This window comes from Exiguobacterium sp. TDN 0502 (assembly GCF_050846835.1).
GTDB lineage: Bacteria > Bacillota > Bacilli > Exiguobacteriales > Exiguobacteriaceae > Exiguobacterium_A.
Map to the genome: position 1 here is coordinate 138,517 of NZ_JBOZGJ010000008.1, position 21,156 is coordinate 159,672.

General features: G+C 48.5%; 23 protein-coding genes. 12 read left to right on the forward strand and 11 right to left on the reverse strand.

Going from position 1 to position 21,156, the window contains the following annotated elements; genetic code table 11:
- Position 1 precedes the first annotated feature (1 nt).
- The 3 genes from ACRPK8_RS10325 to ACRPK8_RS10335 form a co-directional block, all read right to left on the reverse strand.
- Positions 2–2,128 (reverse strand): type I restriction-modification system subunit M, encoded by a 2,127-nt coding sequence (locus tag ACRPK8_RS10325; RefSeq protein ID WP_432238145.1) that lies wholly within the window; start codon positions 2,126–2,128, stop codon positions 2–4.
- A gap of 183 nt (positions 2,129–2,311) precedes the next feature.
- The gene (locus tag ACRPK8_RS10330; RefSeq protein ID WP_432238146.1) at positions 2,312–4,630 is read right to left on the reverse strand and encodes a DEAD/DEAH box helicase family protein; all 2,319 of its coding nucleotides are present in this window, start codon (positions 4,628–4,630) and stop codon (positions 2,312–2,314) included.
- Entirely contained in the window at positions 4,627–4,950 is a 324-nt protein-coding gene (locus ACRPK8_RS10335; protein WP_432238147.1) for a nucleoside triphosphate pyrophosphohydrolase, read from the reverse strand. The genes ACRPK8_RS10330 and ACRPK8_RS10335 overlap by 4 nt, the downstream gene beginning before the upstream one ends.
- An 89-nt stretch (positions 4,951–5,039) precedes the next feature.
- Between ACRPK8_RS10335 and ACRPK8_RS10340 the strand changes: the two genes are divergently transcribed.
- The gene (locus ACRPK8_RS10340; protein WP_432238148.1) at positions 5,040–5,429 is read left to right on the forward strand and encodes a RidA family protein; all 390 of its coding nucleotides are present in this window, start codon (positions 5,040–5,042) and stop codon (positions 5,427–5,429) included.
- Between the two features lie 34 nt (positions 5,430–5,463).
- Here the strand turns inward: ACRPK8_RS10340 and ACRPK8_RS10345 are convergent, their stop codons facing one another.
- From ACRPK8_RS10345 to ACRPK8_RS10355, 3 genes are read right to left on the reverse strand one after another with little or no spacing between them, the layout of a single operon-like run.
- Complete coding sequence (locus ACRPK8_RS10345; protein ID WP_238238602.1) at positions 5,464–5,727, reverse strand: hypothetical protein; 264 nt, start codon at positions 5,725–5,727, stop codon at positions 5,464–5,466.
- The gene (locus ACRPK8_RS10350; RefSeq protein ID WP_432238149.1) at positions 5,717–6,079 is read right to left on the reverse strand and encodes a hypothetical protein; all 363 of its coding nucleotides are present in this window, start codon (positions 6,077–6,079) and stop codon (positions 5,717–5,719) included. Before ACRPK8_RS10350 ends, ACRPK8_RS10345 begins: the two co-directional genes overlap by 11 nt.
- A complete protein-coding gene (locus ACRPK8_RS10355) occupies positions 6,076–6,513 on the reverse strand; it encodes a hypothetical protein (RefSeq protein WP_432238150.1) in 438 nt (145 codons plus the stop codon). Before ACRPK8_RS10355 ends, ACRPK8_RS10350 begins: the two co-directional genes overlap by 4 nt.
- 149 nt (positions 6,514–6,662) lie before the next feature.
- Between ACRPK8_RS10355 and ACRPK8_RS10360 the strand changes: the two genes are divergently transcribed.
- The 4 genes from ACRPK8_RS10360 to ACRPK8_RS10375 are packed head-to-tail and all read left to right on the forward strand — an operon-like array spanning position 6,663 to position 9,432.
- Entirely contained in the window at positions 6,663–7,343 is a 681-nt protein-coding gene (locus ACRPK8_RS10360; protein WP_432238151.1) for an ABC transporter ATP-binding protein, read from the forward strand.
- Positions 7,336–8,334: an ABC transporter permease gene (locus tag ACRPK8_RS10365; RefSeq protein ID WP_432238152.1), complete on the forward strand. Its 999-nt coding sequence runs from the start codon at positions 7,336–7,338 to the stop codon at positions 8,332–8,334. Before ACRPK8_RS10360 ends, ACRPK8_RS10365 begins: the two co-directional genes overlap by 8 nt.
- 49 nt (positions 8,335–8,383) lie before the next feature.
- The gene (locus ACRPK8_RS10370; protein WP_432238153.1) at positions 8,384–9,034 is read left to right on the forward strand and encodes a Type 1 glutamine amidotransferase-like domain-containing protein; all 651 of its coding nucleotides are present in this window, start codon (positions 8,384–8,386) and stop codon (positions 9,032–9,034) included.
- Positions 9,031–9,432, forward strand: coding sequence for an NUDIX hydrolase (locus tag ACRPK8_RS10375; protein ID WP_432238154.1), 402 nt, complete (start codon positions 9,031–9,033; stop codon positions 9,430–9,432). Before ACRPK8_RS10370 ends, ACRPK8_RS10375 begins: the two co-directional genes overlap by 4 nt.
- A 41-nt stretch (positions 9,433–9,473) precedes the next feature.
- Here ACRPK8_RS10375 and ACRPK8_RS10380 read toward each other — a convergent pair whose 3' ends face one another.
- Positions 9,474–10,568 (reverse strand): diguanylate cyclase, encoded by a 1,095-nt coding sequence (locus ACRPK8_RS10380; RefSeq protein WP_432238155.1) that lies wholly within the window; start codon positions 10,566–10,568, stop codon positions 9,474–9,476.
- Positions 10,569–10,710: 142 nt separating this feature from the next.
- Here ACRPK8_RS10380 and ACRPK8_RS10385 point away from each other — a divergent pair, with 142 nt between their 5' ends.
- Positions 10,711–10,887, forward strand: coding sequence for a hypothetical protein (locus ACRPK8_RS10385; RefSeq protein ID WP_432238156.1), 177 nt, complete (start codon positions 10,711–10,713; stop codon positions 10,885–10,887).
- Between the two features lie 87 nt (positions 10,888–10,974).
- Positions 10,975–12,624 (forward strand): methyl-accepting chemotaxis protein, encoded by a 1,650-nt coding sequence (locus tag ACRPK8_RS10390; protein ID WP_432238157.1) that lies wholly within the window; start codon positions 10,975–10,977, stop codon positions 12,622–12,624.
- A gap of 47 nt (positions 12,625–12,671) precedes the next feature.
- Here ACRPK8_RS10390 and ACRPK8_RS10395 read toward each other — a convergent pair whose 3' ends face one another.
- Positions 12,672–13,199: an NUMOD4 domain-containing protein gene (locus ACRPK8_RS10395; RefSeq protein WP_432238158.1), complete on the reverse strand. Its 528-nt coding sequence runs from the start codon at positions 13,197–13,199 to the stop codon at positions 12,672–12,674.
- A gap of 132 nt (positions 13,200–13,331) precedes the next feature.
- Here ACRPK8_RS10395 and ACRPK8_RS10400 point away from each other — a divergent pair, with 132 nt between their 5' ends.
- Positions 13,332–13,910, forward strand: coding sequence for a shikimate kinase (locus ACRPK8_RS10400; RefSeq protein ID WP_432238159.1), 579 nt, complete (start codon positions 13,332–13,334; stop codon positions 13,908–13,910).
- Positions 13,911–13,946: 36 nt separating this feature from the next.
- Here the strand turns inward: ACRPK8_RS10400 and ACRPK8_RS10405 are convergent, their stop codons facing one another.
- The 3 genes from ACRPK8_RS10405 to ACRPK8_RS10415 are packed head-to-tail and all read right to left on the reverse strand — an operon-like array spanning position 13,947 to position 16,375.
- A complete protein-coding gene (locus ACRPK8_RS10405) occupies positions 13,947–14,288 on the reverse strand; it encodes a GNAT family N-acetyltransferase (RefSeq protein ID WP_432238160.1) in 342 nt (113 codons plus the stop codon).
- Positions 14,289–15,335 carry a DNA alkylation repair protein gene (locus ACRPK8_RS10410; RefSeq protein ID WP_432238161.1) on the reverse strand — a complete coding sequence of 349 codons (1,047 nt, stop codon included), beginning with the start codon at positions 15,333–15,335 and terminating at the stop codon, positions 14,289–14,291.
- Positions 15,332–16,375: a bifunctional transcriptional activator/DNA repair enzyme AdaA gene (locus ACRPK8_RS10415; RefSeq protein WP_432238162.1), complete on the reverse strand. Its 1,044-nt coding sequence runs from the start codon at positions 16,373–16,375 to the stop codon at positions 15,332–15,334. The genes ACRPK8_RS10410 and ACRPK8_RS10415 overlap by 4 nt, the downstream gene beginning before the upstream one ends.
- A gap of 162 nt (positions 16,376–16,537) precedes the next feature.
- On the opposite strand from ACRPK8_RS10415, the gene ACRPK8_RS10420 reads away from it, so the two are divergent.
- From ACRPK8_RS10420 to ACRPK8_RS10435, 4 genes are all read left to right on the forward strand, one after another.
- Complete coding sequence (locus ACRPK8_RS10420; protein WP_432238163.1) at positions 16,538–17,113, forward strand: class I SAM-dependent methyltransferase; 576 nt, start codon at positions 16,538–16,540, stop codon at positions 17,111–17,113.
- Complete coding sequence (locus tag ACRPK8_RS10425; protein ID WP_432238164.1) at positions 17,091–17,780, forward strand: response regulator transcription factor; 690 nt, start codon at positions 17,091–17,093, stop codon at positions 17,778–17,780. The genes ACRPK8_RS10420 and ACRPK8_RS10425 overlap by 23 nt, the downstream gene beginning before the upstream one ends.
- Complete coding sequence (locus tag ACRPK8_RS10430; protein WP_432238165.1) at positions 17,777–19,126, forward strand: sensor histidine kinase; 1,350 nt, start codon at positions 17,777–17,779, stop codon at positions 19,124–19,126. Before ACRPK8_RS10425 ends, ACRPK8_RS10430 begins: the two co-directional genes overlap by 4 nt.
- Before the next feature lie 135 nt (positions 19,127–19,261).
- Positions 19,262–21,055: an acyltransferase family protein gene (locus tag ACRPK8_RS10435; RefSeq protein WP_432238166.1), complete on the forward strand. Its 1,794-nt coding sequence runs from the start codon at positions 19,262–19,264 to the stop codon at positions 21,053–21,055.
- The last annotated feature ends 101 nt before the right edge of the window (positions 21,056–21,156 follow it).

The window sequence follows — 21,156 nt, forward strand, 5'->3', positions numbered from 1 at the left end:
CTTACCCCCTTATGATTTCTTTTAGTAAATCTTTAGTCTGTTCTTCAAGTGCTTTAATATCTGCCGCTATTTCTTCAAGAATTCGTAGTTGAACGGGTTCATAAAAATACTTAGTAAAACTAATTTCATACCCGATTTGTGTCTTATCCTCATCTATCCACGCATCTGATGCAAAGGGTAACACCTCGTCCTTAAAGAACTGCTCTATTCCACCGAGGTATAGCAATGGAATTTGTTCTGTGTCTCTTAAATTAGTATCTGGCTCATATTCTACCACACAATCTTTTCCAAAAATTTTGGTACAAAACAAGCCACTCAAAGGATTCGTTTTAGCTTTTCCAGGCTTATATATTTTTTTTATGACCTTGTCTGCGTTTTCATCAACCTGCGCTAAATGGGTTTTAATAAGGTTCACCCTCTTAGCTGGCAATTTTTCACCTAAGTCTCTTGCAACTTCACCTAGTTCTGTAATGAATTCGTTGAAATTTTGTACAACTGAATAATTGTGTTTTTCTGCTACCTTTTCAATAATTGTTGCAAGCTTGGTATCCATTTGTTGGTTACAAATTTGCTCGAACTTCATTAAGTTCTCATTTCCTAAGTCCACACTTAACCGTAATGGACGTTCTACAGTTATTTTGTTATAACCAAATTCTTTATTATCAAAAATCTTCGAGTGTTCTGTCTCCTCAAAGTTAATTAGCATGTCAGAAATCTGCTTTCGTAAATCAGTCGTCAACTCACAATTTTTGTTTCCAAGATTTTTGCGAAGTGGACTTTTTAGGCTGGTAGAATTAATAAGTTGCACTTTTCCACGACGGGGAGCTGCTTTTCTATTAGTTACAACCCATATAAATGTTGCAATTCCCGTGTTGTAAAACATATTTTCTGGTAAAGCAATGATTGCTTCTAGCCAATCATTTTCAATAATGTATCTTCTTAAATTACTTTCTCCTTGACCAGCATCACCAGTAAAGAGAGAAGAACCGTTGTGTACTTCGACAATGCGACTACCCAGTTCTGTGTCGTGCTTCATCTTGCTTAATTTATTTGCAAGGAAAAGCATCTGACCATCACTTGAACGAGGAATCATTTTAAAATCAGGTTCTCCGTTATGTGTTACAATAAAACGCGGGTCTGAAATATCCGATTTCCCACCTAATCGCTCCAAATCAGTTTTCCAGCTCTTACCGTAAGGGGGATTGGATAACATGAAATCAAAATTAAGTGTAGGATAGCCATCATTTGATAAAGTAGAGCCGAACGCCACATTGTCATCCTGTAGTGATTCTCCTTTAATCAGTAAGTCTGCTTTTGTGATGGCATATGTTTCTGGGTTGATTTCCTGTCCGTACAGATAAGTATTGATTTCCTTATCGTGTTCTCTTGCCAACTGGTGTAAACGTTCGTCGGCAATCGTCAGCATCCCACCTGTTCCACATGCTCCATCATATACTAGATATGGTGCATTTTTGATTTTGTCTGCAATAGGTAAGAAAGTAATGTCTGCCATCAGTTCTACTACATCACGTGGGGTGAAATGTTCTCCAGCTTCCTCGTTATTCTCTTCATTAAAACGACGAATTAGTTCTTCAAAAATGACACCCATCGTATGATTATCAAGGCCTGGTATTTTGACATTATTATCATCATCTAGTATTGGCTTTGGACTTAGGTTAATAGTAGGACTTACAAATTTCTCAATAACAGCACCTAAGATGTCCGCTTCAATCATGGTATCTATCTGATTACGAAATTTAAACTTTTCAAGTATTTCTTGGACATTCGGTGAGAAACCATCTAGATAGGCAATAAAATCAGCTTTCAAATGTTGCTGCTTAGCACGTGACTTTAAGTCTTTAAGAGTAAACGGTGATGTGTTACAAAACGATTGTCCTGCTACACTGCACAGAGCATCTGTTTGATTAATAACTCCAGCTTCATCTAGATTTTTTTTCATCTGTAAAACCGCACCTTTTGTTGGTTCTAAAACAGCATCCAAACGGCGAATGACGGTCATTGGCAATATAACATCTCGATATTTCCCACGTACATATACGTCACGGAGACAATCATCAGCAATGCCCCATATAAAACTAACAATTTGATTATAAGTTTGATTATTCACTTCGTTCCCTCCAAATATTAGTACTTAAAAATAATTGTATCATGGTTCTTAAACAACTATTCTAAATATAGATTAAAAATATATACACAAAGAATATTCTAGATCAGAATCTTTAAATATGACTATTTGAAATTTATATGCATTTACATAGATATTACAATCTCAACTTTATATTCAACAAATTTAGTCATTGCTATAAAAATATAAATAAATCCTAAATAATATAATACTTTTAATCATTTCGTGTAACATCCGAAATCGTTTTCCTATTTTCACAGAAAGAATATTATCACTAAATATAAATGGCTTCCCCATCTTCGGAAATGGCATCTTCTTCAATAACTTCTCTACTTTTGCAGAATCAAACGGTCCTTTTAACTCTGATGTTTGCGCATCCTTCAACTCTCGATACTTTTCCGCATGCAGATACTCATAAAAGAACGGTGCGACTTCTTCTGCAGTAATCGGTTCCATCCAGCGCTCTTCTCCCCGCTCAAGCATCGCTAACAAGACGACCATCTTATAGCTCCGGTTCATGATCGTCTTTTCGACCTGCTCAATCAACTCACGATTTGCATCGTACGCTTCGACCTCTTCGTTAGATAACTCCTGTTGCTCCTTCAAGAAACCAACATAAGAGCCCCACTCTTGTTTATAACCTTGTGGAACTGCTGCATACTCACCGATTTCAACATAGGATGGTCGACGACCGAGTTCGTATTTGATTTGCTCATATTGTTCAATCAGTCGTAACTTCCGCTGACTTGGTTGTCGTAGTCGATGAATCAATTCTAGTGCTTGCGTATCGAACTGAATCACACAGCCTGGCGGTGGCGTAATCGGTTTTGTCTCCCCACGCTTGAACGATTCTTTCATTGTCCCGAGCAGTTTCAGTTTCGTCTCGACGTTGCGATAGTTCCCAATCAAGTCAATGATGACGCAATGCGATTTATTTTGTGCTAAACGTAAGCCACGTCCGATTTGTTGCGTATAGATGGCGATCGATTCGGTTGGACGACAGAACAGCAGTGTGTCCACTTTCGGAATATCGACACCTTCATTGAATAAATCGACGGTAAAGAGAACGTCGATTTCGCCTTGCACGAATGCTTGCATGTATTGTGCACGATTCGTCGTCTGCCCTGTCAGTGCAAATGCTGTCGTTCCTTTATCCCGGAATACTTGCGCCAGATATTCCGCCTGCTTGATCGACGAACAAAAACCGATTGTCTTTGTTTGACGATGTTTCTCCCACGAATGATAGATATTTTCTGCGACGTCTCGATCAAGTTGTCGATGCTCGAGCTGCGTCGCATCATAGGTCCGACCGATTCGTCGAATCTGGGAATAGTCGATCGTGTCATGAATACCGTAATAATGAAACGGCGTCAAAAAGCCTTCAGCAATCGCTGCCGTGAAGTGCATCTGGAACGCAACGTTATGATGACAAATCGCATAGACATCGGCGCCGTCCATCCGGTCTGGTGTCGCCGTCAGACCAAGTAAGAAACGAGGCGTGAAATGATCGATGATCTTCCGATAACTCGTCGCTGCCGCGTGATGGAACTCGTCGACAATGATGAGATCAAACTGGTCAGTTGTAAAACGGTCCAAGTGACGCTTTTGCGCCAGCGTCTGGACGGAAGCGAAAACAATCTCCGTCGTCTCCGTGACGGTCCGGTCACTGCCGATATAAAAGCCGGTCTGCCACGCCGGATTGACTTTTTGAAACGAACGCTCCGCTTGCAGTAATAGTTCTTTTTGATGTGCCAGGAACAGGACTCGTGTGAAGTCTCCCGCAAAGAACGCACTCAGGTAGGTCTTCCCTAGTCCAGTCGCAAGCACTGCCAACGCCCGTGTCCGTCCTTCTTCCATCGTTTCCCGTAACGCTTGCAGCGCTTCTTCCTGCACCCGGTGTGGCAGGATTTCTGGTGCAACGACGACTTTCCCTTCGTCATACTCGACTTCTGGTTCCGCCACATATTGACGCGCCGCGTACTCTTGACGGTAGGCCTCTAAAACAACTGGGTTCAGTTCTTCTGCCGATTCACTGAGATAAAGATCCATGAAGGCATCAATCGCATCATCAAGGATTTGTGGTGCGACAGCTTGCGGTAGATGAACGTTCCATTCGATACCGGACCGAAGCGCACTGTTCGAGATGTTCGACGAACCGACGATTGATAAGCCAGTCTCTGCGTTTCGAAACAGATACGCTTTCGGATGGAACGAGCGTCCGCCTGATCGATAAAAGCGAACTGACAACCCATCCAGCGCAAGCAACTGCGCCAGTGCTTCTGGATCGGTGATGTGTAGATAGTCGCCAATCAACAGCCGAATCTCGGCTCCTCGTTGTAAGGCACGACGAAATGCTGGAACGAGCAAGGTGACACCTGACTTCTGAGCAAATGCTGCGACGATATAGACTTCCTCTGCCTGATTAATGGCCTCGACGAGTGAGTCATATAAATGATGCGTCGTCAGCTTCGCTTCCGGGATCAATCCTCGACCTCGATCAGGTAGAGGCGTTCTTCGAAGCCGCCGCGTTGTTGCTGTTTCTTCGCTCGGACGGCTTCCAGTTCCTTGACTGTCACGCCATGAGTCTTCGCTAACACTTGGATGAGTTCCAGTAAATCAGCTAATTCCTCGACAGCTTCTGCGTCCGTCGTTGCTTCCTCGTATTCAGCGAGTTCTTCATGTAATTTCTTTTTCGCTTCCACTAGGAATTCATTCTCATCCAACGTTCGGAACGTCGCTTTTTTCCCATTTTGGTCGATGATGGTTGGAATCGCGTCTCGAACTAATTTATGATAAAGTGGCATATCAATTCACTCCTTTGAAGGGTTGAGGGATCTCCGAGTCGAATCACTCGGTGTCGTACATATGTATTTTACAAGAGGAGGTTCTTTTCATGTCTACATTCAAACAGATCGATACAACGAACGCCCCTGCTGCAATCGGTCCTTACTCGCAAGGCTTCATCGCGAATGGTACACTCTACGCTTCCGGTCAAATCCCGATTGATCCGACAACAGGTGAACTCGTACCAGGCGGCATCACGGAGCAAACGGAACAAGTCATGCGGAACGTTGATGCCATCCTGAAAGAAGCAGGACTAACACCGGACCGCGTCGTCAAGACGACATGCTACTTAACGAGCATGGAACACTTCGCTTCTTTTAATACAATCTACTCCGACTACTTCGCACCACACGATCACTTCCCAGCTCGGTCTTGTATCGCCGTGAAGGAACTGCCAAAAGGTGCATTGGTCGAAGTCGAGATCTTAGGGCTCGTTTGACCTGATCGCTACGCACTCGTTGCGTAGCTTTTTTTCATCGCAATCCCCAACGTCCTGTTCCTTTCCCCGTCTCGCTGTAAAAGAGATCCTGCTCTCCCCGGTACAATTCACACTCACTCGCATGCAGGTAGATCAATTTTCGAATACGTGCCTCGAGTCCTGCTTCTGATGTAAAGCGTGATAGATCCAGATGTTCTGCTTGTCTTACGCGCTGGTAGATATCGATTAAGTCGAGTGGCGATTGTCGTTCTAGGATTCGCTGAATTACATCAAGTAACTGTTGGCTCTCATCCGTCATGTCCTTCTAACTCCTTTTTCATCACTTTGTTTTGAATTGCATTCATCACAATCGGTATTTGCACGACGAGATTCAAGACACTCAATCCAAGCACCAGTTGACTGGCTGTCAATGGCTTGAAGTAACCTTCTCCATACCCTTGCCCTAAGCTGAGCGCAATCCCGTAGGAAATCGAAAACGTAACTATGTTGCCGATGACGATGTGTTTCGGTTTCCCACTCCGCGCAAGTGAATACGATAGAACACCGAGTCCAAACAAAAATAAGGCATACCCCAGTATCGAACCCTCTTTCCAATCGAGGTACGGTCCGAGCCACGCAAACGGAATCAGATACAATAGTGCTCGTTTCATTGTTCATCCTCCCCTTCTTCATGTTCTCGATTACTCCCCGCACGGTAGTAACCGTATAACAGTTCCCGAATCATCTCCCACCCTGGTGGAAAGACGTTTGAGCGTGATACTTTTTCTGTACCGTGTTCTGTCGACACATGAATCTCCCAATCTGTTCCGTCCCTCATAGTAAGACTTTCAGGATTCAAGTACTTCCGCCATTTCTCGGCATCGAACCAATCCGACCACATGTCGATCAGATAGATATCCTCTTCCGTCAGTTTTATAAGTAACGGATCCATTTCGTCGGGTAAAATTAATCCACATGGAAACCATGGAGCTAATATTTCTTCCTCATCTTCCGCTCGAACCGTCCGACTTGCACGGTCCCACCAAAACGTCTGTCCTCTGCCCATGCCGGATTCCCGAAAATAAATTCGTTCGACTGTCTGCATCACGCTCATCCTCTAAAATTGATATTTCCATTATAGCCCATTTGTTATTTTTGACCCGTTACATTTTTCACTACGGTTCTGCTGATTTCTGTGACTGTGAAACATTTTTCTCCTTCTATCAGTAGATGTAGTGAAAGGAGATGTTTCACATGCATGTATCCATTCACCAAGCTGGTTATGACGTCGATCAGCCTGTCTTGCAAGAGATTACGTTTGCTTTACACCCTGGATTCATCACCGGTTTGATCGGTACGAATGGTGCAGGAAAAAGTACGACGATTCAAGCGATGTTCGGTACGCTACCTTGGGTCGAAGGAGAGATTGATTTACCGGTATCCCTCGCCTATATTCCGGAACAGCCGACCTATTACGAATATTTGACACTCGCTGAGCACCTTGAACTGGTCGCCTCGCTCCACGAGACGGATCATGCCTATACGGAACGACTTCTAAAGACGTTCGAACTGCATACCGTCACAGGTGACTATGTATCCTCTTTCTCTAAAGGAATGAAACAGAAAGTGATGCTTGTCTGCGCCTTGATGCAACGTGCGGACTGTCTGATTATCGATGAACCGTTCGTCGGTCTCGACGCGGTCGCGACGATTCGGTTGTTGCATTTACTCGAATCAGAACGAACGCGTGGTGTGGCGATTTTGCTTGTCACCCATGTCCTCGATTCCGCAGAACGTCTGTGTGATGATTTCGTCTGGATTGATCAGGGGCGCATCAAACATCAAGGAACACTCGCTCAAATCGGTGAAGCCGCTGGTCAGTCCGGTGCCCGCTTGTTTGACATCATGGAAGCGATGGTGCTCGAGCATGATTGAAACCTTTCTGAAGCAACGGATCCGTCGACAGCACGCGGAACAGCGGCGCTTCTTTCGAGAAATCTTCGACTGGACGATTTTGCTGTATCTCGTTGTTCCCGTCGGTCTGTTCATCATCTATGAGATGGTTCAGATCTTAAGTGGTCAAGCGGACTGGGTTCAAACGGTTCCGGTCACTTGGATTTTACTCGGTTGGATCTTGTATGGATTCCTGCCTGCCTTTTACGCTTGGTTCGAACCGGCAGATCGCCTCTTCTTCAAACCGGTTCCTGGAGCGATCGTTCGAATGAAGTGGTATTCCGTTCGGTATCACTTCGTGCGGATTTTTCTAATGACTGCCGGCTTACATCTCCTCTGTTTTCCGTTACATCGCATCCGATTTGACGAATCTAGTATCACAGTACTGCTGATTAGTCTCGCGCTCTCTTTGCTCCAACCGTTCTTTAGCTTTTGGACATACCGGTTATCTGGTCAATGGTTCTTACGGAAATGGAGCGGTCACCTCTTACTGTCAGCAGGGCGCATCACTCTCCTGCTCCTGCTTTGGCTTCAACCACACCCTGTCCTCTTCGTCTTTGCACTGTGTGTGTTGCTGTTCGGATCTCTTCATGTCCGGCACTGGTCACGGCGTGAGGACGGATTAACGGAGGATATCCTGTTGTCAACGAAACGACAGTCGAGTTTATCGGCGACCGTCCTTGAATTGAATGGTGCCTTACCGAAGCCGTCTCACCGGAAGCGTCCGTTCCTTCATTTGCGATTATTCAAGCAGACGCACCAGCAACTCCCGCTGATCACGTATCTGCGGGATCCGAGCAAGCGCCGTTTCTTACTCCAGCTGTTTGCTGCGATGAACTACGGTCTTCTCGTTTTACCATGGATCGGACGCGGACTCGTTTTCGCTTTCGTCCTGTTTGTTCTCTTTCAAGAACGGAAACAACATCATACATGGTTCCGCAGACAATCATTCTACCAGCACATTTCCAATTGATTGATTTCTGCTATACTTTTTCTATTACATTGGTTGGAGGGATGACTTCATGCGTACTCATTTATTCTTATTCGGAGGCGGTCCTCCTTTTACACCGAACTTACGAACACGATTTGCTACATTAACGAATGATGGACCGGTCGCGATTTTATACGTTCCGCGGACCGGTAAGGACTGGACAAGCTACTCCTCAATCTATACGAAGCCGTTAGAGGAAGATGGCATCTCGTCGTTCGTCCATCTGCCACTGTCTGACGCACCAACGGACGAACAACTTGCACAACTACAGCAGTGTCAGGGCATCATCATCTCCGGTGGCGAGACCGAATTGTATCAGCAATACTTGGTCGCTACACCGATCGGTGACATTATTCAGTCGCGTTTCGCAGATGGTGTTCCGGTCGCCAGCTTTTCAGCCGGTGCCCTCGTTTCGCCTGAACGGTGTGTGATTCCGGAGATCGACCAACGCGACAATCAACGTCTTCGTTTGCCTGGTCTTGCCTTACTGAAAGACGCGGTCATCTGTGTCCATTACGAGACGTGGGGCGAAGCTGCTCATCTCACGCAATCCTTTACGGAAGAAGTGACGAGCCGTGCCTTCGGTCTCGCTGATGAGAGCGGGATCTACCTCGAGAATCAGCAGCTGATTGAAACAGAGGGAACCGACCCTGTCGTATTGTTGCGGAGTCCCGTCGTATGACAGCAATCGTTCCTGCCGTCAAAGGTATCATCATTCACAAGCAACGTCTCCTGATCGTCCGCCGGGCGGCTGCTGACTTCGGTGGCGGGACATGGGAATGTCCGGGTGGTAAGATCGATTTCGGTGAACTGCCGCTCGACAGCCTCATCCGCGAGATTAAAGAAGAGACACAGTTGACGGTTTCACCGGAGCGTCTGCTCTATGCCTCGGGCTTTCTGACGCATCCCGATCGGCAAATCATCCTCTTGATGTACGTCTGTTCGACGAATCAGACAGACGTTCAGTTATCGGCAGAACACGATGACTATTTATGGGCGGATGAAACAATGATCCGGCAACTGATCGCGCCGAACATTCTTGCTGATTTTGAACAGTACGATGTCTTTTCCTTGTTATGAAAAAATACCCCGCCAGACCAGTCGGTCGAGCGGGGTATTTTTCATCGGAGAGATGGATCACGGTAACAGACGACACGATTCCGCCCATTTTGTTTCGCCTCGTATAAAGCTAAATCCGCTTTCTGAACGGTCTCAAAGACGGTCGATGCTTGATCAGAAGAAGCGACACCAAGTGATAACGTCACATGAAACACGGGATGATCCTTATAAACGAAATGCTGATCGGCACAAGCAGAACGAATCCTTTCGCCGATTCGCTCCGCCCGTTTCAGTGGTACATCTGGTAACAAGAAGACGAACTCCTCACCCCCGTATCGACCGATGAGCCCCTTGTCCGGAAGATACGACTCCAACAGGTGGCTCAGTTGCCGTAAGACGACATCCCCTCCTTCATGTCCGTATGTATCGTTAATCGCTTTAAAATGATCGAGATCAAGAATGAGAACAGAAAAGGCGGTTCCGTGCTGGGCGTATTCAGCCAATGTCTCATCCAGTTTCCGACGATTGCCAAGCTGCGTCAGGCTATCCGTCAAGGCGAGTTCCTGCTGGGTTTGGACAAAGACGAAATGCTTCCGTAACTCCTGCAGGAAACGATAGGTCACATATCCACCGACCAAGTTGACGATGATGTAAACGAAGGCCATGCTCAAAAATCGTTCGACCGTATCAGTCAGCAAATACAGTGCGGGTAAGCTATAGGCGATTCCGACACCGAGCAAAATCAAATAATCCTTCAGGCGCCGGGCGGCAAAGCGTCGGTAGACTTCCGCTGTGACGAGTAACGCGACACAGATTAACGTGGCTAAGACGAGTCCTTCGTAACCACCGGGTGGCGTGACAATAAAACGTGCCCCGATGACAAACAGAACCGTGATCCCCCCACTGACCCACCCTCCATAGAGATAGGCCGTCACGAGCGCTGGCAGCCGCAAATCAATCTTTGCGACATCGTACGAGATGCTGTTGAAGACAAGCAATGCCCCGATGATGCCGGCGATACATCCGACGAGTAGACGAACTCGTATCGGAGAGACCGGTGAGATGTTTTCAATCCGCCGTAACGGCAAAAAAGCAAACAGCAGCGTGGCAATCAACAAGGAAAAATTGAGCAATAAGGCATTGAACAATTCGAGCATGCTTTCGTCCCCTTTCTTTCACTCTTTTATCACCTGTATTCCCTCTCGATTGCACATTCTCCTCTTTTTCCAAGGTTTTCAAATACTTCGAAAGGGAATCTAAAAATATGTCTATCGTATACATCAAAAAGGGGGAACCGCTGTGGATCGTCAAGCTGAAAAACGAAAAAGCAAGATGCCGTTCTTTATTATTTTAGTAATTGTCATCTTTATCATCGTCGCTGCTGCGTTGATCATTTACGTCACGTCTGAACCAAAAGAAGAGACACAAGCACTTATGACGCATCTTGCGACCGTCCTTCCGATTCACGTGAAGTAGATTCACAAGACCTTTACAGAAGCCGTACAACACCTTCATACATCTTGACTCTTCTCCTTCCGATAGGTACACGGGAGGAGATGTTTTATGCTTACGAAAAAACGCCTACTGGCACAACAACTGAATGGATGGTTGATTCCGATCGTCGCCATCGGGCTGATCGTGATCAGTGCACTCAGTGTTTACGCATCCTACAGACAGTCCGTCGCAGCGACCGAGGAACGGCTGATGCGTGAATTGACGATGTTCGACGCGAACGTCCGGGCAACTTTTCTCGCGTATCCGGATGACGCAACAGACCGCTCGCGTGCCATTAAACGATTGCAACAGCAACAGCGAACTGACTTATCACGTGACGACTACACGATTCGCTTTCAAAGCCTGAACACGAGTGCGACGTTCCGACCGTTGACACTCGAACCAGCAAAACGAAAACAACTACTAGAGCACTTAAAAACAGCCCGTACATATGCTTTTTCCAATCAAAATCGCTTTCTTGTCGCGATGACGATTCCAGAACTCGATGACGTCATCTTGCTGACGACCGATCGCGATAAATTAATCGCCCCTGCTCGAGATTTAGCTTGGACACTCGTCTGGGTGAGCGTAGTCACGCTTGTCAGTATCAGCCTCTTAATCCGCTGGCGAATTCAACATCAACTGGCACCGTTATCGAAACTCGCTCTACAGATTGAAGAAGCGCATGCGAAGCGCTCGTATCGTCCGTTAACGCTCAAGACGACAACTTTTGAATTACAACAACTGACTTTTCAATACAATCAATTGATGCAACAGATTGGAGATTTAACGACCGAGATGCAACAAGCCAGTCAGGAACTCGAGTCCGTCCAGCCCCACTTCTCCTCGCGGTTATCCGCGATGGATCAATCGGTGCAAGCCGTCGACGAAGTCGCCGGTTCCTTACTTGCGCAATCAACACAGATGGACCAGACGATCGTTGCATCAGCACGTTTGACGGCACAAGGACACGATGCGTTAAGCGAAATGCAAACGACACTTCTGAACAGCCAACATGCCGTGACCCGCTTTCAACAGACCGTCGAGACGAATCATACGACCCTCGAGACACTGCAACAAGAAGGCCACTTGCTAAAGGAACAAGCCGCGACGACGGAACAAATCTTGCAACAGACCTCACATCTACAGCAACAGATGGAAACCTCAATTTCGCACATCCAGCGCGTTGCTGAAGAGACACGCCGCTTGTCGCTGAACGCGCTGATCGAGGCAACGCGTGCCGGAGAAGCCGGTCGTGGCTTCACGGTCGTCGCTAAGGAAGTCGAAAAACTCGCAATCGATATCCGAACGAGTACAGATCATATCCGGCAGGTCAATCAGACCTGGACGACAGGACTCGATCAAGTTGAACAAGCCCTCTCGCAGATGACGGAACGTTTTCTCTCAACATCGCAACAGCTCATGACGGCAACAGGGCACTTGAAACAGATGCTGACTGAAGCGACGACGATCGAAACGACACTGGGTACTGTCGAACACCAGCGTCAGATCGTCGCAGACGTCCAATTGAGCATGCAGGAACATCTACAGTCGGTTCAGCAGTTGATGTCAGAACTCTCGTCTTACAGCCAGGTGCTCGGGGAACAGATGCAACACCACGTCATTCAGCAAACAGAACTGAAGACACATAGCGCCGTACTCGAGTCTCGCATCAGTTCGTTGCAACAGACCGTTCGCTCGAGTGAATCGCCATCTTAACAAAAGGAGCGCCTCCCATCTCTGGTAAGCGCTCCTTTCCTCTGTTCTCAGCCGATATAACGTGCTTCCTTCTTATCGATGATGTTGCGGATCCGGTTTTCCGTCACCTGATACTGCTCTGCCAATTGACGAATCGTCTTCCCTTTTTCATACTGCGCGCGAATCGTTCGAATCTGAAATGGCGACAGCGTCACATGTTGACCTAACAAGAGATCGAACTCACCCAGTAGTTCGTTATACTGCTGATCGATTGAAGGCAGAATTTCTAAATTCGACAACTGATCGTCAGCCCGTTTGCCGTTGCGCCTGACGAGTCGCGCTTCCGTGACGTCTGTCGTCAGAAAGGCTTGCGCAACGAGTAGACCGACCTGTATCCGTTCTCCTCGACCACGTTGATAGAGCGTGACTTTGCGATACCCTTCCCGATTGAGCCGTGGACGGAGCAGGACACCTTTTCGACGTTGCCGGACGCCGCGACACGTCACGATCGTCCGGTCGAGCGATCTTATGCGACCAAGCGATGAGACTTCATATATACCTACATAGCCGATGACGGCTTTCCATTGTTCTTGCATGGTTGTCCTCCTTCAGACAAGGACACGACGGGACTTCATATTTGAATTATATCAAATTACGAACAAACGTTCTAGTGATGTCGCTCATCGGAATGTGCTATTCTTAGCAGAAAAAGGAAATGAGGCCTACTCATGAAATTTGTCTTGTTACTTGGTCCGCAAGCGGTCGGAAAGATGACGATTGGTCAGGAAATCGAACGGTTGACGGAGATGAAAGTTTTTCATAACCACCAGACGATCGATCTGTTATTGCCTTATTTTGATTTCTCCGAACCTGCACATCACCGCTTAAAGGATACGATTCGGCGCGAGATGTTCAAAGAAATGGCGAACAGCTCCCTCGAAGGTGTCCTGTTTACATTTCTCTGTCTATTCGGTGTCGACGGCGGCGGTCTCGAGTTCATTGAAGAGACAGTCGAATTATTCGAACAAGCAGGTGCCGACGTCTATATCGTTGAACTGGATGCGCCGGTCGCAACCCGCCTGCACCGGAACACGACCGAAAACCGATTGACGCATAAAGTAACGAAACGTGATCTCGCTGCTTCTGAACAAGACTTACGCGAGACGGCAGACGGATACCGGACACGTTCGCTGCCGGGCGAACTACCGGACGTCAACTACCTCTTCCTCGATACGGAACAATTAAGTGCACGTGAAAGCGCTGAAGCGATTTGCGACCATTTCAACTGGTCTAAAACAACGGTCTAATCACTAAAGCCCCGTCCTGCTCAAGCAGGCGGGGCTTTAGTGATGGAGTTCGCGTGCAGATCGATTCGCCTGCAACTGAAATCCGTTTCGACGCCAGACCGTCTCACTGCCTGCTTCGCCGTAGACACGCGTCAGTAATAACGTCCGCGCGAGATACGATAGAATCGATGTCAGTGCTTCTGTGATGTATCCGTGCTGATCGTCCTCATCCGTCGTTGTATAACGTAAGGTTCCGATCGATCCATTCCATGTAAAGGTAATCGTTCCGACGATCGTTTTTTCACGCAACGCATGCAGCGTCCACTTACAACCCGATGCTTCATCCATTGCTTCGACCAACAGCCGTGACGTCGTAAAATCCGGATGTCGTCCTTGCATTCAGCTCCCCTCCTCGACCTCAAACGTTGCTGTCGCGTAAGCCTCTCCGTTAATCAAAATCGTCAGTGTATGTGTTCCCGGATAATGGACACGTGTCGTCATGTTCCGAAATGATTGGCGTCGTTCAATGTGCAGGACACCTTTAACTTCCCGCTCCCGCAGTTGAAACACCTTCCGACTCGTTCCGCGTTGTTTGACGTAATCGATCGCATATTCAAGACGCAGACGTTGCTCAACGGAACTATGCACTTGAAACGAAAACTGTAGCTCTTGACCAATCGTCACCGGTGAGACGACTAAATCCGTCACCTCTACCTCACCTTGCGTGACGTGTCCGAACAACTGCAACACTTCTGGATTTCCGCGCTTCAGTAACGTCCGCGAAGCATGGCGTAAAATCCAGTCCGTGTTCGAATCTGTTCCTAAGTGACGTTCGATTCGCTCGATCAAGTATTCCGGATGTGTCTTTGAAATATCGTTCAAATGATTGGCGACACTTTTTCGGACGTAGAGTGACGGATCCTGTAGTAAGGCGTCAAGAATCGGTAATGCTGGACGCGGATCAGCAATCAGACGCGGAATCGCTTGTCCCCATGGTAAACGCGGTCGTGTCCCTTCGGACGCTAAACGACGGACGTGTTCATCGTCTGATCTTGTCCATTGGAGCGCCTGCTCGAGATAACGTTCTTGATCAGCAAGTAAAAAGCGGCGAACGGCGAACTCCGACGTCGAATGCGGCGTCAACTTGGCAAGTGTCGCTAACGCAAGCGTCCAATCAGCAAGGTCTGCCGTCCGTTCGACATACTCTGGAAAAACAATTCCCGGTAGCCCGGTAAACTTCGGTGCGAGCCGCTCTAGTTCTCCCGCTGCGTCCGGAAACGGCGGCAAGATTGTCTCGAGTGTCTCAGCCACACGACGGACACGTTGCTTAAACGCGAGTTCTTCCCAGTCCCTCTGCTCGACTCGCCTTCGAAAATCCGGTACGTCGACCGCTGCTCCTAAGCGGTCGAGCCAACTCGGTGAAAACACATCTTTAATCAAACTCATCCTTCATCCAGTCCCCTCTGTGTGCGCTCCAGTTTGAGCAATGTTTCCTTGCGTGCGAGTCCACCCGCGTATCCACCTAAATCGCCATTCGTCCGAATGACCCGGTGGCACGGAATGACGATTGCCAGTTGGTTCGCTCCATTCGCTCGTGCGACGGCGCGAACGGCAGTCGGCTGACCGATCCGGATCGCCAGCTCTTGGTACGAGATCGTCTCTCCACTCGGAATCCGCTCGAGTTCTTCCCAGACGCGACGTTGAAATGGTGTCCCGTATCGCATTAGTGGCGTCTGAAACGATACCGGCTCTCCTTTGAAGTAACGACGGAGCTCCGCTTCAATCTGTTCAAAGACCGGTGACTCCCCGGGCACGATGACGGCACGCGCCTTCAGCCGCATCCGTTCGATTTCCCGTTCGAGTCCGCGTCGGTCGACGAACTCGAGCAGATGTAAGAGTTGATCGTCAGCAATCGCTAGCATCGACCCGAGTGGTGTATCAAGCCATTTCGCACGTAAGACTTGTCCGTCAAAGCGCGACGGTGCCTGTCCGAGAATCCGTGCTGACGCCTCACGAAAACCACTACTCGATTCATAACCTCCAGCTAACTGTCCTTCGATGATCGGCTTACCGGTCCGGATCTCCTTCATCGCAAGCCCCATCCGTCGTGCCCGAGCATAGGCGACGAACGTCATCCCGAAACGCTTCTTGAACTGACGGCGTGCCGTTGATTCGTCGAGACCAAGTGCTCGAAAGTCGGCTTCCTTGAACCGTTTGTCTGGTTCTGCCTCGACCGCTTCGATCAAGCGCTGAATCGTACCATGATCCCCGGGATAAGCAAGCGGATGACAACGACGGCACGGTCGATAAGAGGCAAGTAATGCCTCTTGCGCCGTCTCGAAAAACTCACAATTCTCTGCTTTTGGTTTTCGCGCTGGGCACGTCGGACGGCAAAAGATGCCGGTCGTCTTGACGCCGACGAAAAACGTCCCTTCATACGTCGCGTCCCGGCGAACAAGTGCTTCATAATACGTGTGGTGTTCCATCGCCTTCCCCTCCTTTGTCCTTAGTATACCGGCTTGTCCGGTCATCATGTCGCCGAAAATCAGGCATCGATATGTTTAAGATTCAGTTAAGAATTCTCCACCTGTTTTCGAAAGGGACGACGTGCATACTACATGCTATACTCAACGGAAAGTAGGGTTTTCATGTTTGATTTTTTAAAAGCAGCACTTCACGCACCACTGCATGTCGGAGCCGTCGCACCGAGCAGTCCACGCCTGGCCGAAATGATGGCACGACGCGCCGTCGCCGATCGTCCACGCCAGATTCTTGAAGTCGGAGTGGGTGACGGGGCAATCACAAAAGCTTTACTGGCCGCTCGTTCGCCGGAAACACATCTCTTGATTTGTGAACGGAGCGAAACGTTCCGCCCGGCACTCGAGCAATTGCTGGCTCAAGAAACGAATGTCACCCTCGTCATTGGTGACGTTCAAGGATTATCCGATTCATGGAGCGGACAGATCGACATCATCGTCAGTGGTCTTCCGTTCGCGTCGTTCCCGGCAGCGTTACGGCATGATTTATTGGCACAGTTCCAAACATTACTACGACCAGGCGGTCACTTCATCGCCTTTCAATATACTCGGTTCCGGTTCAAGATGTTCCGGGATTATTTTCAAGAACACAGTTATTCGCACACGCTCTACAATCTGCCCCCGGCTTATGTTTTCGAGGGGGTGCAACAGGAGGAATCTACACATGCCCACGCTCTTGATCGTTGATGATGAAGCAGACATCCGTCAATTGCTTCGACTGTATTTAACCAATGAGGGGTACGAGATCCTCGAAGCCGAAAACGGTGAGGAGGCATTAGCGACTCTTGCAACGCGTCCGGTCGATGCGATGTTGCTCGACGTGATGATGCCCGTCCGCGATGGCTTCTCGACCGTTCAAGCGGCACGTGCTGCCGGTCACACGTTACCCGTCTTGATGCTGACAGCGAAACGCGAAGACATGGATAAGATTCAAGGCTTGACCTTCGGGGCGGACGATTACATCGGTAAACCGTTCAATCCGCTCGAAGTCGTCGCCCGCATTAAGGCGCTACTGCGCCGCGTCAGCCAGTATCATGTCCCGACTACGGCTTCAGCGATTCAGGTCGGTCCATTCACGCTCAAAGAAGACGAACGCGTCATCTTTAAATACGATGTGCCACTCGCCCTGACCCGCCGTGAATTTGATTGCCTGGCACTCTTCTTGAATCATCCCCGTCGTGTCTTCTCGGCTGACGATCTCTATGAGCGGGTTTGGCAAGAAGAAGCACTTGGTTCCGCATCGAACGCCGTCATGGTGTTGATCCATAAGCTTCGCGACAAGATTGAGGATGTCCCGAAAGAACCGCGCTACCTCCAGACCGTCTGGGGCGTCGGTTATAAGGTTGAGCCATGAGACGAATCAAACTGACGGTCTGGATGCTCGTTTTGCTACTGCTTGCTGCGCTCCTCAGTACTGCATTATCTTGGTTGTTGTCTAGCCAATTACCGATTGGCACAACCACGATTCCTCGTTATTACTATACGACAGAAGCGCAAACGATTCAGGACGTCAAACAGGACATCACCCGCTATCAAAAAGGGCAAACACCGAACGGCCCATACGAATGGGCAGTCTATGGAGCGGATAGTCGTCGCATCGCTGCATCCGACAAGTATCCGAAAGACTTGACGCCGAGCCGGTTGCTCGCTGCGCAAACACCGACGGAGCGAGATCCTTCTGATACAGGAACGATTCGTACTCTTCATCATATCGAAGCCATCTCCCTACCAAACGATGAGTCTGGATTTTTCCTGACCGTACAAAGCGAAAAGCCAACATTGAACGAATATCAAGTCGGTAATCCGAATGCGTTCTTCATCTTGCAGGTCGTCTTGTTCATCCTCTTTTTACTACTGTTGACGCGTTGGATTGCCAGATTGTTCCGCGAACTCGAGCGACGGCTTGAGCGATTGACGGTCGAACCAGCGCCAACAGCACCGTTACCTCCCGTCAAAGGACCAAAGGAGTTCAAATTGTTCGCTCAATCGATCGAACGAATCGAACAAGAACTTCGAACGTTACGGATGCGTGATCAGGAGCGGTTCGTTCAGCAGTTGCGCTTGATCACGAGTCTATCGCATGACTTACGGACACCCTTGACCTCGATCCAAGGTTTCATCCAGTGGCTGACGGAAAAACACGAGACGTTATCTGCGACCGAACGGACGGAGCTCCTAGCGATCGTCACCCGCCAGTCGGAAACGCTCGCTGCCCGGATCGATGAACTGTTCACGCTCGCTAAATTATCGAACACCGATTACCCGGTCGAACGAAGATCGCTTGATCTTGTCACACTGACGGAACAAGTCCTAGAGCTGTTTCCTGGCACTTCCTCTACTGTTAATGGTCCTGCACACGCGACTCTCTTCGCCGATCCGATGCTCTTACGGCGCTTGCTCGAAAATCTGATTCGTAATGCAACACTTCACGGAACGGGTGATCTTCGGATTACGATCAAAGACGAAACAGAAGGCATCCAGCTAATCTGCTCGAATGCGATTAAGTCGACCTATACGCTAGAGGAACTAAACGAATGGCTGACACCGTTCGGAACATCTGACGCATCGCGTTCTTCCGGCGGTTCTGGTATCGGTTTATCGATTGTTCAACAAATCATGGCACGTCATGGGGGGAGCGTCGTGTTGAGTTCACAAGACAACCGCTTCATCGTGACCTGTCGTTTTCCACATGTTTCGTAAGCCTGCATCCGATGTGCGCATCGGGTGCTTTTTTGGTCAGGTTGTTACTTCTTAGACACTTCTTTGAAAATGGAATTCGATACACTAAAGACTGTTAGAAATTAGTTGTCGTTTTAAAGGAGTTGTTCGTGTCTTATGAAATCCTCGTCTCGTTCGATTACATATATGCCAGGGCTTGATGGCTTACGTGCCTTCGCCGTCCTATCTGTCATTCTCTACCACTTATCCGTTTCATTCTTCTCCGGTGGTTTCCTCGGTGTCGATCTCTTTTTCGTCCTATCCGGTTACCTGATTACCGGTCTCTTGTTGCGCGAGTGGCAAACGACCGGACGCCTCGACTTAAAACGATTTTGGATTCATCGCTTCCGTCGCCTGTTCCCAGCCCTATTCGTCATGCTGTTACTCGTTCTCGGGTACGTGACCGTCTTTGAACGCGAGCTGTTGCACACGGTTCGCCAAGATAGTGCCTTTGCGCTCATTTACGGGACGAACTGGTGGTATATCTTCCATGATGTCTCGTATTTCGAATCGTTCGGTAAGCCGTCACCAATCCAAAATCTTTGGTCGCTCGCGATCGAAGAACAGTTCTATCTACTGTTCCCGATCTTACTCTGGTTCGGAATGAAAAATCGTCGTTTGTTTTTGCAATTGATCGGTGTTGCGATTGGTGCATCCGTACTCGCGATGGCGATTCAGTTCACACCCGGTGAAGATCCAAGTCGTGTCTACTACGGTACGGATACTCGGTTATTCACCTTGTTGATCGGTAGTCTGCTCGCTTTCGCGTGGCAGCCGAATCGCTTTAAACTCGATATCCCGAAACGCGGTGTCCGGTTACTGAATCAAACCGGTGCTGTTACTTTGCCACTCTTGCTTATACTGATGATCGTCACGAGTGAGTTCGGAAGCTTCTTGTACCGGGGTGGCTTTTTCCTCGTCGCCGTCCTTGTTGCACTATTGATTGCTACGATCGCCCATCCGGCATCGATCTGGAGTCGGTGGTTTGCGCATCCGGCACTTGTTGCGATCGGTAAACGATCATACGGTCTATATCTCTGGCATTTTCCCGTCATCACGTTGATGACGCCGGTCGAGCAGATCGGTACGTTCTCGTTGCTGCGGACCGTGCTGATCGTCGTCGTGCTTGTTGCCTTGACCGAAGGATCGTATCGCTTCATCGAACGTCCGATCCGTCAGCATGGGCTGTCTGGTTACTTGAAGCGTTTATCGTTACATCCGCGACAGTTACGACAGTTCTCACTGGTTCAATGGACAAGTGTTGCCGTGTTGACGGTTCTCGTCGTCAGCTTCATCGGCAACTTATCGATTCTTGCTGTTTCCGATAATCCGAAGCCAGAACCTGCCTTTCATAAGGTAGCAGCGCCAAAAGAAAAACCGAAGCCAATCCTTAAACCGACGACACCAAAAGCAAAAACTGGTCAACGAAAAATCTGTCGACCGACGCTCGCGATCGGGGACTCGGTCTTACTCGGTGTCGAGGATTACCTTGGCAGTACGCTCAAGCAATTGACGATTGACGCAAAACTCGGTCGACAGCTCCGGGAGGCGATTCCGCTGAGTGAGCAGTATGCCGCGTACAATCAGCATGGACGCCAAGTCATTCTCCATCTCGGAACGAATGGTAGCTTCCGCAAAGATCAGTTGAATAGCTTACTCGATCAATTTGCAAATGCCGATCGTATTTATCTCGTCACAACACGTGTTCCGCGTCCGTGGGAAACGGAAGTCAATCAGATGTTACAGGAGGCATCGAAACGAAAACGAGTCGAACTGATCGACTGGCATGCTGTTGCTGTCAAACATCCGTCCTACTTTGAAGCGGACGGCGTTCATTTGAACATCAAGGGTGCCCGTGCCTACTCAAAGATCATTGCGAAGGCAACGAATTGCGCCGTTTCGACGAAATAAGACCACGACGAACAAGGTAGCGGACTGAACTGCTCCCTGTCAAGTAGACAGGACAAATAATAAAAATTCTTTAAACGGCTTGAGCTCTGTATTCTAACGGA

What these genes read in the sequence shown, in the direction of transcription:
- ACRPK8_RS10335 (WP_432238147.1), bottom strand. Translation starts at nt 4,950, where the DNA reads ATGCCACTTTATCATAAATTAGTTCGAGACGCGATTCCAACCATCATC.
- ACRPK8_RS10340 (WP_432238148.1), top strand. Translation starts at nt 5,040, where the DNA reads ATGTCTACATTCAAACAGATCGATACAACGAACGCCCCTGCTGCAATC.
- ACRPK8_RS10345 (WP_238238602.1), bottom strand. Translation starts at nt 5,727, where the DNA reads ATGACGGATGAGAGCCAACAGTTACTTGATGTAATTCAGCGAATCCTA.
- ACRPK8_RS10350 (WP_432238149.1), bottom strand. Translation starts at nt 6,079, where the DNA reads ATGAAACGAGCACTATTGTATCTGATTCCGTTTGCGTGGCTCGGACCG.
- ACRPK8_RS10355 (WP_432238150.1), bottom strand. Translation starts at nt 6,513, where the DNA reads ATGCAGACAGTCGAACGAATTTATTTTCGGGAATCCGGCATGGGCAGA.
- ACRPK8_RS10360 (WP_432238151.1), top strand. Translation starts at nt 6,663, where the DNA reads ATGCATGTATCCATTCACCAAGCTGGTTATGACGTCGATCAGCCTGTC.
- ACRPK8_RS10365 (WP_432238152.1), top strand. Translation starts at nt 7,336, where the DNA reads ATGATTGAAACCTTTCTGAAGCAACGGATCCGTCGACAGCACGCGGAA.
- ACRPK8_RS10370 (WP_432238153.1), top strand. Translation starts at nt 8,384, where the DNA reads ATGCGTACTCATTTATTCTTATTCGGAGGCGGTCCTCCTTTTACACCG.
- ACRPK8_RS10375 (WP_432238154.1), top strand. Translation starts at nt 9,031, where the DNA reads ATGACAGCAATCGTTCCTGCCGTCAAAGGTATCATCATTCACAAGCAA.
- ACRPK8_RS10380 (WP_432238155.1), bottom strand. Translation starts at nt 10,568, where the DNA reads ATGCTCGAATTGTTCAATGCCTTATTGCTCAATTTTTCCTTGTTGATT.
- ACRPK8_RS10390 (WP_432238157.1), top strand. Translation starts at nt 10,975, where the DNA reads ATGCTTACGAAAAAACGCCTACTGGCACAACAACTGAATGGATGGTTG.
- ACRPK8_RS10395 (WP_432238158.1), bottom strand. Translation starts at nt 13,199, where the DNA reads ATGCAAGAACAATGGAAAGCCGTCATCGGCTATGTAGGTATATATGAA.
- ACRPK8_RS10400 (WP_432238159.1), top strand. Translation starts at nt 13,332, where the DNA reads ATGAAATTTGTCTTGTTACTTGGTCCGCAAGCGGTCGGAAAGATGACG.
- ACRPK8_RS10405 (WP_432238160.1), bottom strand. Translation starts at nt 14,288, where the DNA reads ATGCAAGGACGACATCCGGATTTTACGACGTCACGGCTGTTGGTCGAA.
- ACRPK8_RS10410 (WP_432238161.1), bottom strand. Translation starts at nt 15,335, where the DNA reads ATGAGTTTGATTAAAGATGTGTTTTCACCGAGTTGGCTCGACCGCTTA.
- ACRPK8_RS10415 (WP_432238162.1), bottom strand. Translation starts at nt 16,375, where the DNA reads ATGGAACACCACACGTATTATGAAGCACTTGTTCGCCGGGACGCGACG.
- ACRPK8_RS10420 (WP_432238163.1), top strand. Translation starts at nt 16,538, where the DNA reads ATGTTTGATTTTTTAAAAGCAGCACTTCACGCACCACTGCATGTCGGA.
- ACRPK8_RS10425 (WP_432238164.1), top strand. Translation starts at nt 17,091, where the DNA reads ATGCCCACGCTCTTGATCGTTGATGATGAAGCAGACATCCGTCAATTG.
- ACRPK8_RS10430 (WP_432238165.1), top strand. Translation starts at nt 17,777, where the DNA reads ATGAGACGAATCAAACTGACGGTCTGGATGCTCGTTTTGCTACTGCTT.
- ACRPK8_RS10435 (WP_432238166.1), top strand. Translation starts at nt 19,262, where the DNA reads ATGAAATCCTCGTCTCGTTCGATTACATATATGCCAGGGCTTGATGGC.